Genomic DNA, 21419 nt, shown 5'->3' with positions numbered 1-21419 from the left:
TGCAGCGCGTCCTTGCACAACACACCTCACCATCATCACGCATCACGCATCACGCATCACACGCGCCATTTCTGCAAAGGCAGGTTCATGGTGTTCATGGGGCAGCGGCACCGATTTTTGATCGAAGAAAAGCCCCCCGTGATGTACGGAGGCCTGGCAGGTCCGCTGCAGCGACTGCTCTTCATGGATGCAAATATGTGCAACGCCGGAGCGGGAAGCCGGCTGTGCAACACTTAAAACGATCACTCCGCTCAATAATGGCGGACAGAAAAGAGCGGTACCACCAGGTTCGGATGCATGGTTGCTCCGGGTAAGCCGCTTATCTATGTCTGACACTGTTGTTTTGCGTGGGCCCGAGCGGCCAGACTTGCTGCGCCATGAGGTGCTGGCCGATATCTTCGAAGCGACTGCCGCCGCCCACCCCGAACAGATCGCGCTGATCGAGGGACAGGGCGAGACGCTGCGTCAGCGCAGCTATGCGGAGCTGGACGCCGATGCCAGCCGCGCCGCGCACCGGCTGATCGAGGCCGGCATCCGCCCCGGCGACATGGTGGGCCTGTGGCTGCCGCGCGGCGTGGAGCTGCTGACGCTGCAGCTGGCGATCGCCAAGACCGGCGCGGCCTGGCTGCCCTTCGATGCCGAAACGCCCACCGAACGCATCGCCACCTGCCTCGACGATGCGAATGCCAAGGCGCTATTGATAGCGCAGCGGCAGACGCATCTGGTGAACGCCCAGGCAGGTATTTCAGCGCAGGTCTTCAGCGACGCCGCACTGCTGGCGCCGCTGCCGGCGGGCACGGCGCTGCGCCGGCGAGATGGCGCGCAGCCCGGCCACCCGGCCTATGTGATCTATACCAGCGGCTCCACGGGCAAGCCCAAGGGTATCGCCATCACCCAGGGCAGCATCTGCCACTTTCTGCGCAGCGAGAATGCGCGGCTTGGCGTGCACCGGGGCGACAAGGTCTACCAGGGCTTCTCGGTGGCCTTCGACATGTCGTTTGAGGAGATCTGGATCAGCTATCTCGTGGGGGCGACGCTGTGGCTGGCGCCGCGAGAGATCGCCGGTGATCCGGAGGCGCTGCCGCGCGCGCTGATAGAGCAGCAGGTGACGGTGCTGCATGCCGTGCCCACGCTGCTGGCGCTGTTCGCGCAGGACGTGCCGAATCTGCGCCTGATCAATCTTGGCGGCGAGATGTGCCCCGAATCGCTGGTGGCGCGCTGGGCCGACCGGGGGGGCGGTGATCCGCGTCAGATGTTCAACACCTATGGGCCGACCGAGGCCACGGTGTCCGCGAGCCTGGCCGAGCTGCGGGCCGGCGAGCCCGTGACCATCGGCACGCCGCTGCCCAATTACGGCCTGGTGGTGGTGCGGGTGATCGAGGCCGACAGCTTTGCAGCTGGCACCGCGCCCGCTTTGGTGGGCTTGCCGCAGGGCGAGGTCGGCGAGCTGTGCATCACCGGCCCCGGCGTGGCGGCCGGCTATCTGGGTCGCCCCGATCTGACGGCCGAGAAATTCCTCCCCAACCCCTGGGCTCAGGGTCCGCACGACACGCGGCTGTACCGCACCGGGGATCTGGCGCGTATCGACGAGCATGGCCAGATCCACTGCCTGGGCCGGGCCGACGATCAGGTCAAGATCCGCGGTTTTCGCGTGGAGCTCGGCGAGATCGAAGCCGTGCTCGCTCAGCAGCCGGGCGTGGGCACCACGGCGGTGCTGCTGCGCCAGGACGAGGGCATAGACCAGCTGGTCGCCTTCTACGTGCCCACCGAGATTGCCCCGCCGCCCGTGCATTCCGCGCTGCGGGCCTCCCTGGCCGAGCGCCTGCCGCCCTATATGGTGCCCGCGCGCTTCGAGGCGCTGGCCGAGATGCCGCGCCTGACCTCGGGCAAGATAGACCGCAAGGCACTCAAGGTCCAGCAGCTGTCCTCGGCGATGGATGCTTCCGGCTCCGACCTGCCCGAGACGCCGGCCGAGGAGGTGCTGTTCGCGGCCCTGGCCCAGCTTTTTCCGGGACAGTCCATACGCCGCGGGCTGGATTTCTTCAGCGACCTGGGCGGGCATTCCCTGTTCGCGGCGCGGCTGACCTCGCTGCTGCGTGCCGATGCGCGCTTTGCCCGGGCCACGGTGAGCACCATCTACCAGCAGCGCCACATAGGCCTGATCGCCGATGCGCTGCAGGCCGTCCAGCTGGCCGACGATGAGGCGGCAGCCGGCGTTGCGCAGAGGCCGTTCCGCATCCATTCCGCGTGGCGGCGCTGGCGCTGCGGCGCGGCCCAGGCCGTGGCGATTCCGCTGCTGGTGCTGATCAAGATGGCACAGTGGCTGGTGCCGTTCTTCACCTATCACTTCTTCACCGGCGACGAGAACGACTCGGTCGGGTTTGCCGTGGCCATGTCGGTGCTGGCTTTCGCGATCGCCACCCTGGCCGAATTCGCGATCGCCTGGGCCGGCAAATGGCTGGTCGCCGGGCGCCTCAAGCCCGGGCGCTACCCGCTGTGGGGATGGACCTATTTCCGCTGGTGGTTTGCCGACCGGCTGGTGGAGGCCGTGCCCATCGCGATGATCACCGGCTCCTCGCTGCACCCGCTGTGGCTGCGTGCGCTGGGCGCGAAAGTGGGGCTTGAGACCAATATCGGCTCGATGACGGTGCGGGTCCCCGACCTGCTGGTCATAGGCGACGGCGTGAGTGTGGGCAATGCCGTGAGCATGGAGAACGCGCGCGTCGAAGGCGGTGAGTTGGTGCTGGGCCGTATCGCCATCGGCAACGAGGTCTGCATAGGCTCGTATGTGGTTGTGGAAGGCAATACCCGTCTCGAAGACTGGGCCCACCTCGAGGGGCAGTCGGCGCTGGCCGACGGCATGGTCCAGCCCGCGCGCAGCATCTGGGCCGGCTCGCCGGCGCGGGCCGTGGGCGAGTTCGACCCTGCCAGCCTGCCGCCACGCCAGAGCGCCGGGCGGCTGCGCCAGGCCCTGGAGATGCTGGTCTTCCTGGCGGGAGGGCTGCTGGTGGCCACGCTGTTCTTCATGCCGGTGTTCCCGACCTTCATGCTGATCGACGTGCTCGACGTCGAGGCGATCTCGGTGCGGCCGTTGCTGGAGCAGGGCGTGGTCGATGCGGGTGGGGCCTTCGTGCTGCGCCTTCTCAAGTTCTTCGTTCTGGCGCTGCCCTCCAGCCTGGTGCTGGTGGCCTGCACGGTGCTGGCGGCAGCGCTGGTGCGCTATCTGTTCCTGCCGCGTACGCGGGCCGGTACCTGGTCGGTGCACAGCGGGCGTTACCTGGGCAAATGGCTGGTCAACCAGATCCAGGAGGCGAGCCTGTCCACGCTGCACGGCATCTACGCCACGGTCTACTCCTCCACCTGGTACCGGCTGCTGGGCGCCAAGGTCGGCAGGCAGACCGAGCTGTCCACGGCGCTGGGCGTGGTGCCCGATATGCTGACGCTGGGTGACGAGTGCTTTGTGGCCGATGCAGTGATGCTGGGCGACGAGCTCATCGACGGCGGCTGGATGACGGTCAAGCCCACGGTGGTGTCGCGCCGCAGCTTCATCGGCAACGGTGCCTATGTGCCCGATGGCTCGACCATTCCCGAGAATGTGCTCATCGGCGTGATGACGGCCGTGCCGCGCAATGCGGACATGCAAAGCGGCGACACCTGGCTGGGGGCTCCCGCGATCAATTTGCCGGCGCGCGAGGTCGCACAGGGCTATCCCGAGCACCTGACGTTTGCGCCCTCTGCATGGCGGCGAGTCGCGCGCGGATTGGTGGAGGCCGTTCGCATTGCCGTTCCCCATGCGCTGGTGATTGCCGTGGGCTACGCCATTGTGCTGGATGCGATGCCTCTGGCTTCCGAAGAGCGCTGGGGGGCCGTGGTGCTGGAGCTGGCCATTTCGGGGGTGCTCTTTGGGGTCGTGGCGTTCTTTGTGGTGGCGCTGTTCAAATGGCTGGCGATCAGGCGCTACGGCAAGACGGCCGTGCCCATGTGGACGCCTTTTGTCTGGCTCTCCGAGGCCGCGACCAATATGTATGAGGGCATGGCCGTGCCCAATTTCCTGCGCTACCTGCGTGGCACGCCCTGGCTGCCACTGGCCATGAACCTGATGGGCTGCAAGATTGCGCCCAGCGTCTATCTGGATACCACCGACATCACCGAGCATGACTGCGTGACGATCGGCGCTCACAGCGAGCTCAACGCGCTGTGCTGCCCGCAGACTCATCTGTTCGAGGACCGGGTGATGAAGATAGACCATGTGTCCATAGGCAGCCGCGTGACCATGGGCGCGCGCTGCACGGTGCTCTACAGTGCCAGCGTAGGCGATGATGTGCAGCTCGGGCCGCTGACCCTGGTGATGAAGGGCGAGACCCTGCCCGCGCGCACGCGCTGGGAGGGCGCGCCGGCCGCACCGGCCCGACGCCGCACCGGGGTGGCCTGATGCAGATCGGGCCCTGCCTCTTTGCCGGCGAGCAGCGAGCCGCAGCGCCACAGTTGAGGCTGGTGCAGGGCCTGGACGCCACAGACCGTGACAGCGCGCGCGGCCAGGCCCGGGCGGCGCTGCGTACCTGTCTGGCACCGGAGCTGGGCTGTACCGAGGCCGAGCTGGAGGTCAGCAACCTGCGCAACCAGGCACCGCGGCTGTTGCTGTGCGGCAAGCCGCTTGCGGCGCCGCACTGCTCCATCAGCCATGCGCCTGGACTGGCACTGCTGGCGTGGCATGGCCGGGGTGCGGTAGGTGTGGATATCCAGGCCGTGGACGCGACCGTGCCGCGCCGCGAGCTGGAGGATGTAGTGCGCCTGTTTCTGAGGCCGGAAACCGCTCGGAAGCTTCTGGATATTGCGCCGGATACTCTATTTTTTGAAGCGTTTGCGAGCGCCTGGACGCAGCACGAAGCCAGACTCAAATGCGCTGGCCTGGGTCTGGCGGAATGGAGCGGCTCGTTGCAGGCGCGGCTGACGGGCATGGACTGCGCACCGCTGGAGACTGCAGCCGGGTATGCGGGCGCCGTGGCCTGGTACGGAGCTGCCGGCAGCGGCGGCCTGCGCTGAACAGGCGGCAGATCAGGATTCCGATCGCCCAAAAAAAGGCTGCCGGAGGCAGCCTTGTCAGGTGAGCGCGGTGCTTACTGGAAGCCCAGCGTATGCGGCAGCCAGGTGGACAGTGCCGGGATGAAGGTCAGCAGGCACAGCACGACGAAGTGGGCCAGCAGGAACAGCGGCATCTCGCGCGTCAGCTCGGTGATGGACACGCGCGTGGACACGGCGGTCACGAACAGCAGGCCGCCGACCGGTGGCGTGATCATGCCCAGCGTGAGGTTGACGATCACCACCATGGCGAAGTGCGTGGGATCGATGCCCAGGCTGAAGGCGATGGGCGCGAGAATGGGCACCAGAATCATCACGCCGGGCAGCGGCTCCATGAAGATGCCGAAGACCAGCAGCAGAATGTTCACGGCAATCAGGAACATCACGGGCGAGAGTTCCCAGCTCACGATCAGCTCGGACAGATACTGCGGAATGCCTTCCACCGTGAGCACCCAGGCAAAGGCGGCCGAGGTCGCCATCACCAGCAGCACCGAGGCCGTGAGCATGGCCGAGCGCGCCAGAATGCCGGGCAGGGCCGACCACTTGAGCGTGCGGTAGACCCATTTGCCGCAGACCAGCGCATAGAACACGGCCACGACGGAGGCTTCCGTGGGCGTGAAGATGCCGAAGCGGATGCCGACCACGATGAGCACGATGAGCATCAGCGCGGGGATGGCCTTGAAGCTGGTGCTCCACATCTCGCGCGCCGAGGGACGCGGTTCGGTGCTGCGGTAGTCGCGCTTCTTGCAGACCCACCAGTTGACGGCCGCCATGGCCAGCGCGATCAGAATGCCGGGAATGAAGCCGGCCATGAACAGGCCGCCCACGGACACGTGCTCATCCTGCAGCGCATAGATGATCATGCTGACCGATGGCGGAATGATGGGGCCGACGATGGCGGTGCTGGCCGTCAGCGCGGCCGCATAGGGGCGGCTGTAGCCGGCCTTGTCCATCATCTTGACCATCATGGAGCCGGGTCCGGCCGCATCGGCCAGGGCCGAGCCGGAGATGCCCGAGAACATGGTCAGCGACAGCACATTGGCATAGCCCAGGCCGCCGCGCAGATGGCCGACGAACTGGGCGGCAAAGCGCAGCAGCACGGCCGTGAGCGCGCCGCCCGACATCAGCTCTGCGGCCAGGATGAAGAAGGGCACGGCCATCAGCGGAAAGCTGTCGATGCCCGTGAACATTTCCTTGAAGACGATCAGCTGTGGATAACGTCCGCCCACGAAGACCGCCAGGGCTGCCGCAATGGCCAGCGCAAACGCCACCGGAAAGCCCAGCGTGAGCAGGGCGACGATGGCAACAAATAAAGTGATACCCATGGTGTTTCAGTCAATCAGTGATTCATGGTGTGGCGCATCAATTCGTGCGCGCACCAAGCCAGGGACAGCGAGCAAGGGCCTAGGCCGGCCGCGCCGCCCCGCAGCGGGGGCTACCCCAGCGAGGCTGTCGTCCCCCTCCCGCGAAGCGAGAGAGGGGGAAGGCGCGCAGTGATTCAGATTCGCGGCGCAACGCATAAAACTGGCCTGACCCAAGCCAGGGACAGCGAGCAAGGGCCGCCCTGAAGCGAGGCTGTCGTCCCCCTTCCAGGGGGAAGGCGCATAGCGACTCAGGGGGTGTTTCATATAGACGCTGCAGCGTCCGCATCCATTTCATCGGACTCGGCGAAGCTGCCGGCGGCGATGTAGCCGCGTGCGATGAACAGCAAATGGATCAGCATCAGCACAAAGCCCACGGGCATGGCACCGTAGATATAGGAGATCGGGATGTCCGTGGCCGCCGTGGTCTGAAAGCGCGTGGCGTACACGTACTGCGACGAGGTCACGGTCATCACGGCAAAGAAGATTGCCAAAATGAGCACGACAAAGCCGCGCATGGCCTGTGCCTTGCGGGTGCTCACGCTGCGGTGCAGATTGTCGATGGCCACATGGCCGCCAAAGCGCAGCACCAGGCCTGCGCCCAGGAAAGTGACCCAGATCATCATGTGGCGGGCCACTTCTTCGGCCCAGACGATGGAGTCGCCCGTGGTGTAGCGCAGCACCACGTTGGCAAAAACGATGCAGGCCATGGCCAGCAGCAGCAAGATCAGCAGCCAGCGATTGCCGGCCACGAGAAGGCGTTCGATACGATCAAGCATAGGAGTGGGGGTGAGCTGAGGCAGCGGTGAAACCAGGCGCAAGAGCCGGCTGCGTCACAAAGTTGAAGGCTGCGTCATCATCGGCGGGAATTGGCGCAAGTCCATTCGTGCTGACCGCAGCCGGGCAAGGTCCTGCCTTGCCCAGGTGGGAGAAAAATGCACGGGCCCGCCTGCACGGAGACCGGTCCATGCCGGCAGTGCTTACTTGACGGCGGTGATGGAGTCCAGCGTCTTCTGGCCGAACTTCTTGGCGTATTCCTTGTACGCAGGCTCCAGCGCGGTGCGGAAAGCGGTCTGGTCGACCTTTTCCACGACCTTCATGCCGTTGGCCTTGGCTTCTTCCACGCCCTTCTTCTCCACGTTGTCCACAAAGGCGCGCGAGGCCAGGGCCCCCTTCTTGGCGGCTTCCGTGAAGGCGGTCTTCTGGGCGGCGTTCAGCGATCCCCAGAACGAGGGCGACACGATCAGGGCCATGGGGGCGTAGACGTGGGAGGTCAGGGTCAGGTGCTTTTGCACCTGCCACAGCTTGGCGGACACCAGCACGGAGATGGGGTTCTCCTGGCCGTCAATCGTGCCCTGCTGCAGCGCACCGATGACTTCGGGCCAGGACATGGGGGTGGGCGAGGCACCCAGGGTGCGGAAGGCCGTGATGTGCACGGGGTTCTCGGTCACACGGATCTTCAGGCCCTTGAGGTCGGGCACGCCATTGACGGCATGCTTGTTGTTGCTCAGATGGCGAAAGCCCTGCTCGCCCCAGGCCAGCGCGATCAGGCCGCGCTTTTGGAACTTGGCCAGCAGCTCCTGACCGAAAGCGCCGTCCATCACGGCTCGTGCGTGCTGGGTGTCGCGGAACAGGAAGGGGATGTCGACCACGCCCACATCGGGCACGAAGTTGCTCAGGGCGCCGGTGGAGACGATGGCGGCTTCCACGGTGCCCAGTTGCAGGCCTTCGATCAGCTCGCGCTCGCCACCCAGGGCGGAGGCCGGGAACTGCTTGAACTTGTAGGCACCGCTGGTGCCTTTTTCCACGCCTTCGGCCCAGGCGTTGGCGGCCGCGCCGTAGTGGGAGTTGACGGCCAGCGCATAGCCGATCTTGACTTCCTTGCCCTGGGCAAATGCAGTGCCGACGGTCAGGGCGGCTGTTGCTGCCACGGCCGTGGCGACGAAGGTGCGGCGAATCATGCGCATGGTGTTGGTCTCTCAGAAATGTTTTGAAATGAATCAAAAATTGTAGTGAGTGCCAACCGTGGGTTTTTACGCATCCGGGGGTCGTCTTGTACGGGTGGGTACATCGTGTCCGGCGATGGGTGGACGTCAAAAAGGCCTCTGTGCCGGCAAGCATAGAGGCCTTTAAAAATGAGAGCTTCTTGCGCTTTCTATCAAACGATTTCAGGTTGTTTTTATATTGAAATCGTTATGCAAAGCGCGGTTGAAGCTACTATTTTTGCTGATCCAGCAACTGATCGACAAGCTGCACAAAGCCGTCGCCGCGCTCGGCCGTGGTCACATGGCGCGGCAGATGCCTGAGCTGGGGCACGAAGCGCGCGATATTGGCCACGCCCACGCTGTGGGGCATGTGCTCGAACATCTGCTGGTCGTTGGTCGAGTCGCCGATATACACCCAGCGCGCCAGCGTGGCGTCCAGATCGATGTCGAACAGCTCGCGAGCGATCCAGCGCGCGCCTTCGAGCTTGTTGTGCTCGCCGAACCAGCCGTTGATGTGAATGGAGCTGACGGTGGCATTCATGCCGGCCGCCTTCATGATGGCCACGCATGCATCGATCTGTGCCTGGGGCAGGTTCGTGAATTCGCTGTGGTCGACGGCGATATCGCATTCGCGGCCGCCCGAGTCCGTGGCGCGTTGGGCGCCGGGCACGGTGGCCTCGATCTGCTCGAGCACCTGCTGCATACGGGCAAAGTTGCGGGCGCGCTCATCGGCAGACTGCTGGTAGAGCTTGTCCAGGCTGCCCTGGGCATTGCGGCGCAGGGCCACGGCACCGTTCTCGGCCACGATGGCGTCCACGGCCCAGGCCGATGCAAACGGCACGCTCCAGCCGACGGGTCGGCCGGTGATGGGCACCACTTTCAGACCCGCATCCTTGAGGCGCGCAATCGCGGCCACCACATGCTCGGGCACCACGCCGTCGGTGGTCAGCGTGTCGTCGATATCGGTCAGCACGCCCAGCAGGTTCTGGGGAACCTTCAGTTCAGACAAGGGGCGCAGAAATTCTTGGCTCACAACAAACTCTCTCGATGTTGATCCTCGCCTGAAGCTAGCGCGGTCCAACTCAGAGACATCGAGCAAGAGCCGCCTCGCAGCGAGGATGTCGTCCCCCTCCGGCGCGTAGCGCCAGAGAGGGGGAAGCGGCGGGGCCACCTAGGCGGAGCCGCTCAGGGGGTGATCACGTCTCAGTTCGCCGAGCCCAGTGCCAATCCCGCATGCTCGCGCAGCGGGTGGAAGTGGATCTTGGGGAAACGCTCCTGTGCCAGGCGCACGTCATAGGGGCTGGTGCACAGATAGGCCAGGGTGTCGGCCGCATCATGCGCCAGGCGCATGGGGTAGGCGTTCTCGAACTCGCGCAGCTCGGCGGGCGAATCGGCCGTGATCCAGCGTGCACCTGTGTACTGGCAGCCTTCCAGGCGGACGTCGCAGTCGTACTCGGTCTTGAGGCGGTGCTGCACCACTTCGAACTGCAGCTGACCCACGGCGCCCAGCAGCATATTGCCGCCGACATCGGGCTTGAACACCTGGATCGCACCTTCCTCACCCAGCTGCATCAGGCCTTGCTGCAGCTGCTTGGTACGCAGCGGGTTCTTGAGCACCACGGTCATGAACATTTCGGGCGCGAAGAAGGGCAGGCCGGTGAACTGCAGATTGGGGCCGTCGGTGATGGAGTCGCCCAGTTGCACGCCGCCGTGAATCGTGAAGCCGATGATGTCGCCCGCATAGGCTTCGTCGACGGCTTCGCGGCGCTGCGACATGAAGGTCACCACGGACGTGGGACGCAGCTCCTTGCCGGTGCGCTGCACCTTCATCTTCATGCCGGGGGTGTACTTGCCGCTGGCCACGCGCACGAAGGCGATGCGGTCGCGGTGGTTGCTGTCCATATTGGCCTGCACCTTGAACACCACGCCTGCGAAGGTCTTGTCTTCGGGGTTGATGGTGACTTCTTCGCGCTGGCGGTTCACTTCGGTGAAGGCAACGCGCGGGCCGGGTGGGGGCGACATGTCGACCACGGCGTCCAGCACTTCCATCACACCGAAGTTGTTCACACCGGAGCCGAAGAACACGGGGGTCAGCTTGCCTGCCAGGAAGGCCTCATGGTCCCATTCGGCCGAGGCGCCAACAGCCAGTTCCATGGATTCCAGGGCATCGTCGAAAGCCTTGCCAAAGCGCGCACGCAGCTTGTCGCCTTCGTTCAGCGGAATGACTTCAAAGTCCTTGGGGCCGCGGTCGCTGCCGGGCGTGAACACCGTCATGCTCTGCGTGCGCAGATTGATGATGCCACCGAAGCTCTTGCCCTGACCCACGGGCCAGGTGATGGGGCAGCAGGGCATGCCCAGCTCGCGCTCGACTTCGTCCATGATGTCCAGCGGGTCGCGCACTTCCCGGTCGAACTTGTTGACGAAGGAGATGATGGGCGTGTTGCGCTGGCGGCAGACCTCGATCAGGCGGCGGGTCTGCGATTCCACGCCGTTGGCCGCGTCGATCACCATCAGCGCCGAGTCCACGGCCGTCAGCACGCGGTAGGTATCTTCCGAGAAGTCCTTGTGGCCGGGAGTGTCGAGCAGGTTGATCACATGGTCGCGGTAGCTCATCTGCATTACCGACGAGGCCACCGAGATGCCGCGCTGCTTCTCGATTTCCATCCAGTCGGAGGTGGCGTGGCGCGAGGCCTTGCGGCCCTTGACGGCGCCGGCAATCTGGATCGCGCCCGAGAACAGCAGCAGCTTTTCGGTCAGCGTGGTCTTACCCGCGTCCGGGTGGGAGATGATGGCGAACGTACGACGGCGCCGGGTTTCTGGGGCGTATGACACAGTATTGAGAGCTGTAAATACAGCCGGAGAACGCCGGCTGTGACAACAAAAGGTACGGCGGTCCGTTTGCCGCACCAGGCCCGCACCCATGCAGGGCAGACCTGTGAATAAGTCTTGAGGGCGCTTATTTTAACGGCAGGGCCAATTCTTGGAGAGGCTGCGGCCAATGCGGGCCGGGCGACGCCAATGACGACGCCATTGGCTAATCGCTAAGACTAAGGCTTGCGGCAGATGCGCAGCACAATAGCGGCCTAGTCTCTGGCCCTCATTTTTCCCATGAACAGCGCCCCGCAGGAGGTGAACACCTCCTTAGCCACCCAGTCTCCAGCCTTTGCCGCCCCGGTATGGATCCAGCGCGGCACGCCCGATTACTGGCGGGTCAGCGTGGCGCTGTTCCTGGCGGGGTTTGCCACCTTCTCCCTGCTGTACTGCGTGCAGCCGCTGCTGCCCGAGCTGGCACACCGCTTTGCCATCAGCCCGGCCCAGAGCGCGCTGGCGCTGTCGGTATCCACGGCCTGCCTGGCCGGCTCCATCGTGCTGGCAGGGGCCTTGTCCGAGGGGCTGGGGCGGCGCAAGCTGATGTTCATCTCCATGGCGCTGGCGGCGCTGTGCAATCTGCTGGCTTCGTTGATGCCGCAGTGGCATGCGCTGCTGGCCGCACGCGCGCTGGAAGGCTTGCTGCTGGGCGGCGTGCCCGCCGTGGCCATGGCCTATCTGTCCGAAGAGATCGACCCGCCGGGCCTGGGCTTTGCCATGGGCCTGTATGTGGGCGGCACGGCACTGGGCGGCATGCTGGGCCGGGTCGGCATGAGCGCGATGACCGAGTTCTGGGGCTGGCGCCACGCCATGGCTGCGCTTTCGGTGCTCGATCTGCTGGCCGCCCTGGGCTTTGTCTGGCTGCTGCCCAACTCGCGCAACTTCGTCAAGAAGACCGGGCTGGGTGCCCGGTATCACCTGCAGGCCTGGGGCCGGCATCTGCGCCACCCGGGCCTGCCGCTGCTGTTCCTGATCGCCTTCGGGCTGATGGGCGTGTTTGTCAGCATCTACAACTATGCCGGCTTTCTGCTCAGTGCTTCGCCCTATGGTCTGAGCCAGCTGCAGATCAGCCATATCTTCTACGCCTATCTGCTGGGCACGGCGGCTTCGCCGATTGCCGGGGGGCTGGCCGACAGGCTGGGCCGCGGGCCGGTGCTGCTCGCAGGCACTTTGCTGATGGCCGCAGGCGTGGTGCTGACCCTGTTTCAGCCCCTGGCCGCCATCGTGGCCGGCATGGTGCTGCTGACAGCCGGCTTCTTTGTCGCGCATTCGGTGGCCAGCGGCTGGGTGGGGCGTCTGGCCACGCAGTCCAAGGGGCATGCGTCATCGCTATACCTCTGGGGCTATTACATGGGCTCCAGCGTGCTGGGGGCCGGGGCGGGCTGGTTCTGGTCGCGCTGGGGCTGGACGGGCGTCGGCTCCGTGGCCTTGGCTGTGCTGGCGCTGGTCAGCATGCTGGCCCTGCGCGTGCAGTGGCTGGCCGGGGTTGCGGCCGCGAATCGGGCCGCTTCTTGATGCCATCTTGATATCGGCAAGCCCAATCTCTACCCGTTCTTGACGGGCGAATTTCTACAGTTCCTCCATCGCAATCAAGCCGCGTGAACGGCTTGCGGGAGGAATGAAATGACCATCACCTGGATTGAAGCCCTGGCCGCCCTGACGGCGCTGGGGCTGTTTGCCTATTTGGGCTATGCGCTGCTGCGCCCCGAGAAATTCTGAAGGGGCTGCCATGCAAGTGCTGCAAGACCTGATTTTTGTGAGCCTGACGGTGGTCTGCTTTGTCGGACTGCTGGGCTTTGTGCGCGCCCTGGCGCGTCTGTGAAAGGGGTACATCATGTGGTTACCCTGGATGGAATTTGCCGCCGTGCTGACTGCGGCAACCTTGCTGACCATACCCATGGGCCAGTGGCTGGCGCGCTGCTTTACCAGCGAGCGCCATGGCTGGCTGGAGCGCCTGAGCTACCGGGCCATGGGCGTGAATCCGCAGGAGCGCATGGGCTGGAAGCGCTATGGCGCCGCTCTGGTGCTGAGCAATGCGCTGATGATGCTGCTCGGTTATCTGCTGCTGCGCCTGCAGGGCGCACTGCCGCTGAACCCGCTGGAGATTGCGGCGCAGGCGCCCGACCTGGCCTTCAACACCGCGGCCTCCTTCATCACCAATACCAACTGGCAGGCCTACGCGGGTGAGAGCAGCCTGAGCAATGCGACGCAGATGGTGGTCATCACCTTCCTGATGTTTGCCGGTGCCACCACCGGTGTCGCCGCAGGCGCTGGTTTTGTGCGCGGTCTGGCGCGGTCAAGCGCACAGGATATCGGCAACTTCTGGGTCGACTTCGTGCGCGTGTTCTGGCGCGTTCTGCTGCCGCTGTCCTTCATCATGGCTCTGGTCTATGTCTGGCAGGGCATCCCGCAGACCCTGCACGCCGAAGCCGTGGCGACGACGCTCGAAGGGGGCCGGCAGCAGCTGCTGATGGGACCCGTGGCCAGCCTGGAGAGCATCAAGCATCTGGGCACGAATGGCGGTGGCTTCTTCAGCATGAATGCAGCCCATCCGTTCGAGAACCCGACACCGCTGACCAATCTGCTGCACATCCTCTCGATGCTGCTGATCCCGGCCGGCATGACCTACGCCTTTGGCTCCATGCTGCTGCGCCGCAAGCAGGGCTGGGTGCTGTTCGCGGCCTGCATGGTGATGTTCGTCGGCTTTCTGAGCCTGGTGTTCGTGGCCGAGCAAAACGGCAGCCAGTTGCTGGCGCGCGCCGGAGCCGATCAGCAATACAGCCTGACCCAGAGCGGCGGCAATATGGAGGGCAAGGAGCTGCGCTTCGGCATTGCCGATACGGCCATGTTTGTGGCCACCACGACGGCGGCCACCACGGGCTCGGTCAACGCCATGCATGATTCTCTGACCCCGCTGGGCTCCATCACGCCGCTGGCGCAGATGATGCTCAACTGCGTCTTCGGCGGTGACGGCGTCGGACTGATCAATCTGATCCAGTACGCCATCCTCACGGTGTTTCTGGCCGGCATGATGATTGGTCGCACCCCTGAATTCCTGGGCAAGAAGATCGAGGTGCGCGAGATCAAGCTGGTCATGCTTGCGGTGCTGGTGCCGCCAGCCTGCATTCTGGGGTTCACGGCGCTGGCCGCGCTCTGGCCCGATGCCGCAGCCAGTCTCAACAATCGCGGCCCGCATGGCTTCTCGGAGATTCTCTACGCCTATGCCTCTGCCACGGCCAACAACGGCTCGGCCTTTGCAGGGCTGAATGCCAACACGCCCTTCTTCAACACCACCACGGGCCTGGCCATGCTGGCGGGGCGCTTTCTGACGCTTCTACCCATGCTGGCCGTGGCCGGCAGCCTGGCGGCCAAGGCCACCGTGCCCGCAGGCCCGGGAACCTTCCCCACGGCCACGCCGCTGTTCATGGGTCTGCTGGTGTTTGTCGTGCTGGTGGTGGGCGGTCTGACCTTTCTGCCGGCGCTGGCCCTCGGGCCCGTGATCGAACACCTGCAAATGCTGGTGGCTCAGCTGTACGCCTAACGTTCAATCCAATTGATGCCAATGGTCTGCAGCCCATGCACGGCTGCAGATCAGGGAGCAAACCATGAAAACTTCGACTCAAACACTTTGCGCTTCAGTGCTGCCTAGCCACGCACAAGCGCAGCCCGAGGCGCAATCCGCCTCCTGGTCACGTCTGCTGGGCTCCAGCGTGCGCGCCGCCCTGCTGGTAATGGTGGTCTCGGGCATTGCCTATCCCTTGCTGACCACGGGCGTGGCGCAGGCACTGTTTCCCCAGGCAGCCAATGGCAGCCTGATCGAGCACCAGGGCCGGATCGTGGGCTCTGCACTGATCGGCCAGCAATTCACCGGGGCGCAGTACTTCCATGGCCGTCCCAGCGCCACGGTCGCTCCCGATCCGGGCCAGGAAGGGGCAAGCATTGCGGCTCCCTACAACGCCGGCCTGTCTGGTGCCAGCAACCAGGGGGCAACGCACAAGGACTTGTCCGAAGCCGTGGCGCAGCGTGTCGCGCAGTACCGCGCCGACAACGGTCTGGCCGCAGACCAGGCGGTGCCGGTAGATGCGGTCACGGCGTCGGCATCGGGCCTGGACCCGCATATCTCGATGGCCAATGCGCTGCTGCAGCTGCCGCATGTGGCGAAGGCGCGAGGGCTCTCGCCAGAGCAGGTGCAGCCATTGCTGGCGCAGAAAACAGAGCAGCGCACGCTGGGCTTGCTGGGCGAGCCGCGCGTGAATGTGCTGCAGCTCAATCTGGCGCTGGACGCCTTGCAGCCCGCCGCCAGCGCAGTGAAGGAGTAAGCCATGAGCACAAAGAAAATGACGGCAGGCCGCAGCCTGCTCGATGCCAAGCTGGTGAAGTCGGCTCTGTGGGATGCGGTGCGCAAACTCTCGCCGCGTACGCAGTGGGCCAATCCAGTGATGTTTGTGGTGTATCTGGGTGCGATCCTTAGCAGTCTGTTGTGGTGGCAGAGCCTGATGGAGCCGGGCAGCGAGAACAGCGGCTTTGTTCTGGCGATTGCGCTGTGGTTGTGGTTCACCGTGCTGTTTGCCAACTTTGCCGAAGCATTGGCCGAGGGCCGCAGCCGCGCGCAGGCCGCCAGCCTGCGCGGCATGAAGCGCGATACCGTGGCCAAGCTGCTGCAGCAACCGCATTTCGGCAGCTCATGGATTCCCATGCGCGCCAGCGAACTGCGCAAGGGCGTGGTCATCTTCGTGGAAGCCGGCGACACGATTGCGCTTGACGGCACGGTGATAGAAGGCGTTGCTTCGGTGGACGAAAGCGCGATCACCGGCGAATCCGCGCCCGTGATCCGCGAGGCCGGAGGCGACTTCTCGTCGGTGACCGGAGGCACACGCGTGCTGTCGGACTGGCTGGTGGTGGAAGTCACGGTCAACCCTGGCGAGTCGTTTCTGGATCGCATGATCTCCATGGTCGAGTCGGCCAAGCGCCAGAAGACACCGAACGAGTTGGCGCTGACGATTTTGCTCGTGGGGCTGACGCTGGTCTTCCTGCTGGTCATCGTCACGCTGTGGCCTTTCTCGGCCTTTGCGGTGACGCAGGCCGGAACGGGCTCCGTCGTCGGTATTGCCGTGCTGATTGCGCTGCTGGTCTGCCTGATCCCGACCACGATTGGCGGCCTGCTGTCGGCCATTGGTGTGGCCGGCATGAGCCGCATGATGCAGGCCAATGTCATCGCCACTTCGGGCCGTGCCGTGGAGGCTGCCGGTGATGTGGACGTGCTGCTGCTGGACAAGACCGGCACCATCACCCTGGGCAACCGCCAGGCCTGCGAGTTTTTGCCGGCCCCCGGAATAAGCGCCGCGCAGCTGGCCGAAGCCGCACAGCTGTCGTCTCTGGCAGATGAAACACCTGAAGGCCGCAGCGTGGTGGCTCTGGCCCGGGAGCGCCATGGCTTGCCCGAACGCAGCAGTGCGGATTTTCCGGGCGAGTTCGTCCCCTTTACCGCGCAGACGCGTATGAGTGGGGTGGATCTGCAAAGCCCGCAAGGCCTGCGCAGCTTGCGCAAGGGTGCCGCCGATGCCGTGCGCCGGCATGTCGAGGCGGCGGGAGGCAGCTTCCCGGCTCAGGTGCAACTGTCCGTGGATAACGTCTCGCGCAAGGGCAGCACGCCTTTGGTGGTGGCCGATGGTGCCAAGGTGCTGGGCGTGATCGAGCTCAAGGACATCGTCAAGCCCGGCATGCGCGAGCGCTTTGCCGAACTGCGCCGCATGGGCATAAAGACGGTGATGGTGACGGGCGACAACCCGCTGACGGCAGCCGCCATTGCCGCCGAGGCCGGCGTCGATGATTACCTGGCCGAAGCCAGGCCCGAGGACAAGCTGCAGCTGATCCGCTCGCACCAGGCGGCGGGCCGTCTGGTGGCCATGACGGGGGACGGCACCAACGATGCGCCGGCCCTGGCCCAGGCCGATGTGGCCGTGGCCATGAACAGCGGCACCCAGGCTGCCAAAGAGGCCGGCAACATGGTGGATCTGGACAGCAACCCCACCAAGCTGATCGAGGTGGTGGAAACCGGCAAGCAGATGCTGATGACGCGCGGCGCGTTGACCACCTTCAGCATTGCCAACGATGTGGCCAAGTACTTCGCCATCATTCCGGCCGCCTTTGTGGGCACTTATCCGCAACTGGCCTCGCTCAACGTGATGCAGCTGCACAGCGCCGATTCCGCCATCCTGAGCGCCGTGATCTTCAATGCACTGATCATCATCGCCCTGGTGCCGCTGGCCTTGCGTGGTGTGCAGTATCGCGCCGTGGGTGCGGCCCTGCTGCTGCGCCGAAACCTGCTGATCTATGGTTTGGGCGGGCTGATCGTGCCGTTTGTGGGCATCAAGCTCATCGACATGCTGCTGACCGTGCTGGGCCTCGTCTAAGTCCTATCCAGGCCTTGCTTTCTCGTCTTTGTGACTTGTCCGCGCTCCCTGCGGGCGCGGCAAGTCTGATCTGTTTGCTTCACCATCATGCGTCTCTCTTTCCCCCAAAAAACATTCCACGCATCGCGTTCCTGGGTCATCAGCTCTGCGTTGTTGATGACAACTTTGAGCTGGGCCAATTCCTCTGCTGCCGAGGAGGCAAAAGCGCAATCTGCTTCTGAAACCACAGCGGCTGTGCCGGCCGACAGCAAGTCCTCCCTGACCGGCTCGCTGAGCCTGATCAGTGACTACCGCTTTCGCGGCATCTCGCAGACCTGGCAAGGTGCGGCAGTGCAGGGCGCAGTGGAGCTGGCCTTGCCCAAGGGCTTTTATGTGGGCACGTCGCTGTCCAATGTCTCTACCAACAGCTACGGCCGGGGCCAGGGGCTGGAGCACGATATCTATGGTGGCTGGCGCGGCGAGCTCGTGCCTGACTGGTTGCTCGATGCCGGGCTTTTGCAGTACCGCTATCCCGGCGCACGGCTGGGCGCAAGCGATGGCAGCAGCAAACGCTTTGACACCACCGAGCTCTATCTGGGGGCGACCCATGGTGGCCTGAGCCTCAAATGGTCTGTGGCACTGACGCCTTATTTCGGCCTGGGCGAGAGTACCGCCGACTCGGCGTTCGCCACTGCGCTGCGGCCAGCGGGCAGCAGCCGCGGCAGCCAGTATCTGGATCTGAACTATCAGCATCCGCTGGGCGATCTCGCCACCTTGGGTCTGCATGGCGGCTATACCTGGGTGCGCAATTACAGCGATGTTTCCTATGCCGACTGGCGCATCTCGCTGTCCAGGGCCTGGGGCCCGTGGACCGCATCGCTTGCCTACGCGGGTACCTCGGCCGATGCCAGGTACTACAGCGCTGTCAACAGTCGTGGCCAATGGCGTGATCTGGCACGCAGCGGCTGGCTGCTGGGCCTGAGTGCCGGGTTTTGACCGCACTTGAGTGATACGCTGATCGTCTGATGCCTTCATCCACACCTTCATCCGCCGCGCAGCGCCCCGACCCCGACGCGCTGGTTGCTCAACTGCAGGCAGATCGGCAGCGCGCCCATCTCGGCAAGCTGCGCATCTACTTCGGCTCCAATGCCGGAGTGGGCAAGACCTATGCCATGCTGGCGGCCGCGCAGCGCGAGCGGCAGGCCGGGCGCAAGGTTCTGGTGGGGCTGGTGGAGACGCATGGCCGTGCCGAGACCGAGCAGCAACTGCATGACCTGGAGCTGCTGCCGCGGCGCACGCTGGCCTACCAGGGCAGGCAGCTGGACGAGTTCGACCTCGATGCAGCTTTGCAACGCCGCCCGGAGGTGCTGCTGCTCGACGAGCTGGCGCACAGCAATGTGAGCGGCTCGCGCCACCCCAAGCGCTGGCAGGATGTGCAGGAGCTGCTGGAGGCGGGCATCGAGGTGTGGACCACGCTCAACGTTCAGCACCTGGAAAGCCTCAACGATGTGGTGGGTGGCATTGTGGGCATACAGGTCCATGAGACCGTACCCGACCATATCTTTGACGATGCCGACGAGGTCATCGTGGTCGATATCCCGCCCGAGGAGCTGCTCAAGCGCCTCAAGTCGGGCAAGGTCTACCCGCTGGAGCAGGCCGAGCGGGCTTCGCGCAATTTCTTTCGCCAGGGCAATTTGCTGGCGCTGCGCGAGCTGGCCTTGCGCCGCACGGCTGATCGTGTCGATGAAGACATGCGCGACTACCGCCGCGAGCGCTCCATCGGCGATGTCTGGCCCACGCGCGAGCGTCTGCTGGTGGGCGTGGGCGGCCGCGCCGGTGATGATGCCCTGGTGCGCCAGGTGGCACGCCTGGCAAGGCGGCTGGAGGCCGACTGGGTGGTGGTCTATGTGGATGCGCCGGAGCGCCAGCATCGGCCCCGGGCGGCGCAGGAGGCCGTGCTCAAGACACTGGCGCTGGCTGCGCGTCTGGGCGCGGACACGGCCACCATTCCCGGCGCCCGTGTGGCCCAGGCGCTGGTGGACTTTGCGCGTGAGCGCAATGCCAGTCATCTGGTGCTGGCACGTGTGCATGAACCTTTGGGCCGCTGGCTGCGCTGGCGTGCCCCCAGCCTGTCCGAGCAGATTGCGGCGCTGGATCCCGGCCTGGACGTGCTGCTGCTGTCCGTGAAGCAAAGCAAGAATGACAGCACCTTGCGATTGCCGGTGGCGCGTGAAAAGACCATTCCGTGGAAGGGCTATGCGGGCGTGACCTTGGCATGTCTGGCCGCTACGGCGGTGGCGGAGCTGCTGCTGCAGGTGTTCGACCCGGCCAATGTGGTCATGCTTTTCCTGCTGGTGGTGGTGCTGTCGGCCGTGCGCTGGGGGCGCGGTCCCGGAGCATGGGCGGCCCTGCTGTCAGTGCTGCTGTTCGACTTCTATTTTGTGCCGCCGCGCAACTCTTTCAGCGTCAACGATACGCAATACCTGTTCACCTTCAGCCTGATGCTGGGTGTGGCCCTGGTCTGCGGCCAGCTGACGGCGCGGCTGCGCCACGAGGCGCGCGTGGCCGCAGAGCGCGAAAGGCGGGCCGGCGCGCTGGCCAGGCTGGCGCGTGACCTGTCGGGTGCGCTGACGCAGGAGCAGGTCACGCAAATCGCGCTGACTACGATTTCAGGCGTTTTTGATGCCCAGACCGGGCTGCTGGTGCCCGATGCCGATGAGCGCTTGCAGCTGGCGAAGGGCAGCGAAGGTCAGATCGACACCAGCGTGGGCCGCTGGAGCATGGAGCATGGCCAGATGGCCGGCCACGGCACCGATACCCTTGCCGCCGCGCCGGCGCTCTATGTGCCGCTGATGGCACCCGTGCGCTCGCGCGGCGTGCTGGTACTGCAGTTGCGTGCGCCGCAGAAATTGCGGGTGCCCGAGGAGCGCCGCCTGCTCGACGCCTGTGCCAGCCAGATTGCCCTGGCACTGGAGCGTGTGCATTTTGTGGAGGTGGCGCAGCAGACCCAGATCGCCATGGAGGGCGAGCGCATGCGCAACACCTTGCTCTCGGCCGTCTCACACGATCTGCGCACGCCGCTGACGGGCATCCTGGGCGCGGCCCAGGCGGCCTTGCCGCATGCGCCCCAGGGGCCGGCGCATCACATGCTGGTGCAGATTCGCAATCAGGCACAGGCGCTGCAGCAACTGGTGGACAACCTGCTGGCCATGGCGCGCCTGCAGCAAGGCGGCGTGCAGCTCAAGCGCGAATGGCTGCCGGTGGACGAGCTGGTGGGCAGCGCGCTGGCGCAGATGCGCGAGCGACTGGCCGCTCATGTGCTGCAGACCTCGCTGCCGGCCGATCTGCCTTTGCTGCAGCTCGATGCCGTGCTGATGGAGCGTGTGCTGGTCAATCTGCTGGACAACGCCATCAAGTACACGCCCGAAGGCACGACGATCACCGTGACAGCGAGCGTGGCCGATGGCGACTGTGTGCTGAGCGTGCAGGACACGGGGCCGGGCCTGCCCGTGCATCTTTCGCCCGAGCAGTTGTTCGAGCCCTTTACCCGCGGGCAGGCGGAGAGTGCCGTGTTCGGCATGGGGCTCGGGCTGGCTCTGGCTCAGCGCATTGTGCAAGCCCATGGCGGCAGATTGCGGGTCGCGGCGGCAGATCCCGGGCCGGGCACCATTTTCAGCGTGCACCTGCCTGTGCCCGAGCAACCGGCCATGGACGAATGAGCCGACAATCCCGTG

Annotated in this window: 15 protein-coding genes; 9 read left to right on the top strand and 6 right to left on the bottom strand. The window is 65.1% G+C overall.

The window, feature by feature from the left end; all coding sequences use genetic code 11:
• Window positions 1-42 precede the first annotated feature (42 nt).
• Complete coding sequence (locus QYQ99_RS09455) at window positions 43-336, bottom strand: hypothetical protein (RefSeq protein WP_302092401.1); 294 nt, start codon at window positions 334-336, stop codon at window positions 43-45.
• On the opposite strand from QYQ99_RS09455, the gene QYQ99_RS09450 reads away from it, so the two are divergent.
• Together QYQ99_RS09450 and QYQ99_RS09445 are read left to right on the top strand one after the other, a co-directional pair.
• Window positions 326-4432, top strand: coding sequence for a Pls/PosA family non-ribosomal peptide synthetase (locus tag QYQ99_RS09450; RefSeq protein ID WP_302092400.1), 4107 nt, complete (start codon window positions 326-328; stop codon window positions 4430-4432). The genes QYQ99_RS09455 and QYQ99_RS09450 overlap by 11 nt on opposite strands.
• Window positions 4432-5043: a 4'-phosphopantetheinyl transferase family protein gene (locus QYQ99_RS09445; RefSeq protein ID WP_302092399.1), complete on the top strand. Its 612-nt coding sequence runs from the start codon at window positions 4432-4434 to the stop codon at window positions 5041-5043. Before QYQ99_RS09450 ends, QYQ99_RS09445 begins: the two co-directional genes overlap by 1 nt.
• A 74-nt stretch (window positions 5044-5117) precedes the next feature.
• On the opposite strand, the gene QYQ99_RS09440 is transcribed toward QYQ99_RS09445, so the two are convergent.
• From QYQ99_RS09440 to QYQ99_RS09420, 5 genes are all read right to left on the bottom strand, one after another.
• Complete coding sequence (locus tag QYQ99_RS09440; RefSeq protein ID WP_302092398.1) at window positions 5118-6404, bottom strand: TRAP transporter large permease; 1287 nt, start codon at window positions 6402-6404, stop codon at window positions 5118-5120.
• A 299-nt stretch (window positions 6405-6703) separates the two neighbouring features.
• Window positions 6704-7219 (bottom strand): TRAP transporter small permease, encoded by a 516-nt coding sequence (locus tag QYQ99_RS09435; RefSeq protein WP_302092397.1) that lies wholly within the window; start codon window positions 7217-7219, stop codon window positions 6704-6706.
• A gap of 201 nt (window positions 7220-7420) precedes the next feature.
• The gene (locus QYQ99_RS09430; protein ID WP_302092396.1) at window positions 7421-8407 is read right to left on the bottom strand and encodes a TRAP transporter substrate-binding protein; all 987 of its coding nucleotides are present in this window, start codon (window positions 8405-8407) and stop codon (window positions 7421-7423) included.
• Window positions 8408-8657: 250 nt separating this feature from the next.
• Window positions 8658-9458, bottom strand: a complete 801-nt coding sequence (locus tag QYQ99_RS09425) for an HAD-IIB family hydrolase (protein WP_302092395.1) — start codon at window positions 9456-9458, stop codon at window positions 8658-8660.
• Between the two features lie 170 nt (window positions 9459-9628).
• Window positions 9629-11257, bottom strand: a complete 1629-nt coding sequence (locus tag QYQ99_RS09420; protein WP_302092394.1) for a peptide chain release factor 3 — start codon at window positions 11255-11257, stop codon at window positions 9629-9631.
• Between the two features lie 276 nt (window positions 11258-11533).
• Here QYQ99_RS09420 and QYQ99_RS09415 point away from each other — a divergent pair, with 276 nt between their 5' ends.
• The 7 genes from QYQ99_RS09415 (at window position 11534) to QYQ99_RS09385 (ending at window position 21404) form a co-directional block, all read left to right on the top strand.
• A complete protein-coding gene (locus QYQ99_RS09415; RefSeq protein WP_302092393.1) occupies window positions 11534-12808 on the top strand; it encodes an MFS transporter in 1275 nt (424 codons plus the stop codon).
• 108 nt (window positions 12809-12916) lie between these two features.
• A complete protein-coding gene (kdpF, locus tag QYQ99_RS09410) occupies window positions 12917-13012 on the top strand; it encodes a K(+)-transporting ATPase subunit F (protein ID WP_003061706.1) in 96 nt (31 codons plus the stop codon).
• A gap of 115 nt (window positions 13013-13127) precedes the next feature.
• Complete coding sequence (gene kdpA, locus QYQ99_RS09405) at window positions 13128-14834, top strand: potassium-transporting ATPase subunit KdpA (protein WP_302092392.1); 1707 nt, start codon at window positions 13128-13130, stop codon at window positions 14832-14834.
• Window positions 14835-14898: 64 nt separating this feature from the next.
• Entirely contained in the window at window positions 14899-15612 is a 714-nt protein-coding gene (gene kdpC / locus QYQ99_RS09400; RefSeq protein ID WP_302092391.1) for a K(+)-transporting ATPase subunit C, read from the top strand.
• A gap of 3 nt (window positions 15613-15615) precedes the next feature.
• Window positions 15616-17706, top strand: a complete 2091-nt coding sequence (gene kdpB / locus QYQ99_RS09395; RefSeq protein WP_302092390.1) for a potassium-transporting ATPase subunit KdpB — start codon at window positions 15616-15618, stop codon at window positions 17704-17706.
• 87 nt (window positions 17707-17793) lie between these two features.
• Window positions 17794-18681, top strand: coding sequence for a TorF family putative porin (locus QYQ99_RS09390; RefSeq protein WP_302092389.1), 888 nt, complete (start codon window positions 17794-17796; stop codon window positions 18679-18681).
• Between the two features lie 29 nt (window positions 18682-18710).
• Entirely contained in the window at window positions 18711-21404 is a 2694-nt protein-coding gene (locus QYQ99_RS09385) for a sensor histidine kinase (protein ID WP_302092388.1), read from the top strand.
• Window positions 21405-21419 lie beyond the last annotated feature (15 nt).

This window comes from Comamonas testosteroni, from assembly GCF_030505195.1.
In the GTDB taxonomy this organism is placed as follows: Bacteria; Pseudomonadota; Gammaproteobacteria; order Burkholderiales; family Burkholderiaceae_C; genus Comamonas; species Comamonas testosteroni_G.
Note: the sequence above shows the minus strand (reverse complement) of the source record. Positions and strands in the feature narration are given on the sequence as shown.

Coding starts and splice junctions, on each gene's coding strand:
- QYQ99_RS09450 (WP_302092400.1), top strand. CDS start 326: ATGTCTGACACTGTTGTTTTGCGTGGGCCCGAGCGGCCAGACTTGCTG.
- QYQ99_RS09445 (WP_302092399.1), top strand. CDS start 4,432: ATGCAGATCGGGCCCTGCCTCTTTGCCGGCGAGCAGCGAGCCGCAGCG.
- QYQ99_RS09440 (WP_302092398.1), bottom strand. CDS start 6,404: ATGGGTATCACTTTATTTGTTGCCATCGTCGCCCTGCTCACGCTGGGC.
- QYQ99_RS09435 (WP_302092397.1), bottom strand. CDS start 7,219: ATGCTTGATCGTATCGAACGCCTTCTCGTGGCCGGCAATCGCTGGCTG.
- QYQ99_RS09430 (WP_302092396.1), bottom strand. CDS start 8,407: ATGCGCATGATTCGCCGCACCTTCGTCGCCACGGCCGTGGCAGCAACA.
- QYQ99_RS09415 (WP_302092393.1), top strand. CDS start 11,534: ATGAACAGCGCCCCGCAGGAGGTGAACACCTCCTTAGCCACCCAGTCT.
- kdpF (WP_003061706.1), top strand. CDS start 12,917: ATGACCATCACCTGGATTGAAGCCCTGGCCGCCCTGACGGCGCTGGGG.
- kdpA (WP_302092392.1), top strand. CDS start 13,128: ATGTGGTTACCCTGGATGGAATTTGCCGCCGTGCTGACTGCGGCAACC.
- kdpC (WP_302092391.1), top strand. CDS start 14,899: ATGAAAACTTCGACTCAAACACTTTGCGCTTCAGTGCTGCCTAGCCAC.
- kdpB (WP_302092390.1), top strand. CDS start 15,616: ATGAGCACAAAGAAAATGACGGCAGGCCGCAGCCTGCTCGATGCCAAG.
- QYQ99_RS09390 (WP_302092389.1), top strand. CDS start 17,794: ATGCGTCTCTCTTTCCCCCAAAAAACATTCCACGCATCGCGTTCCTGG.
- QYQ99_RS09385 (WP_302092388.1), top strand. CDS start 18,711: ATGCCTTCATCCACACCTTCATCCGCCGCGCAGCGCCCCGACCCCGAC.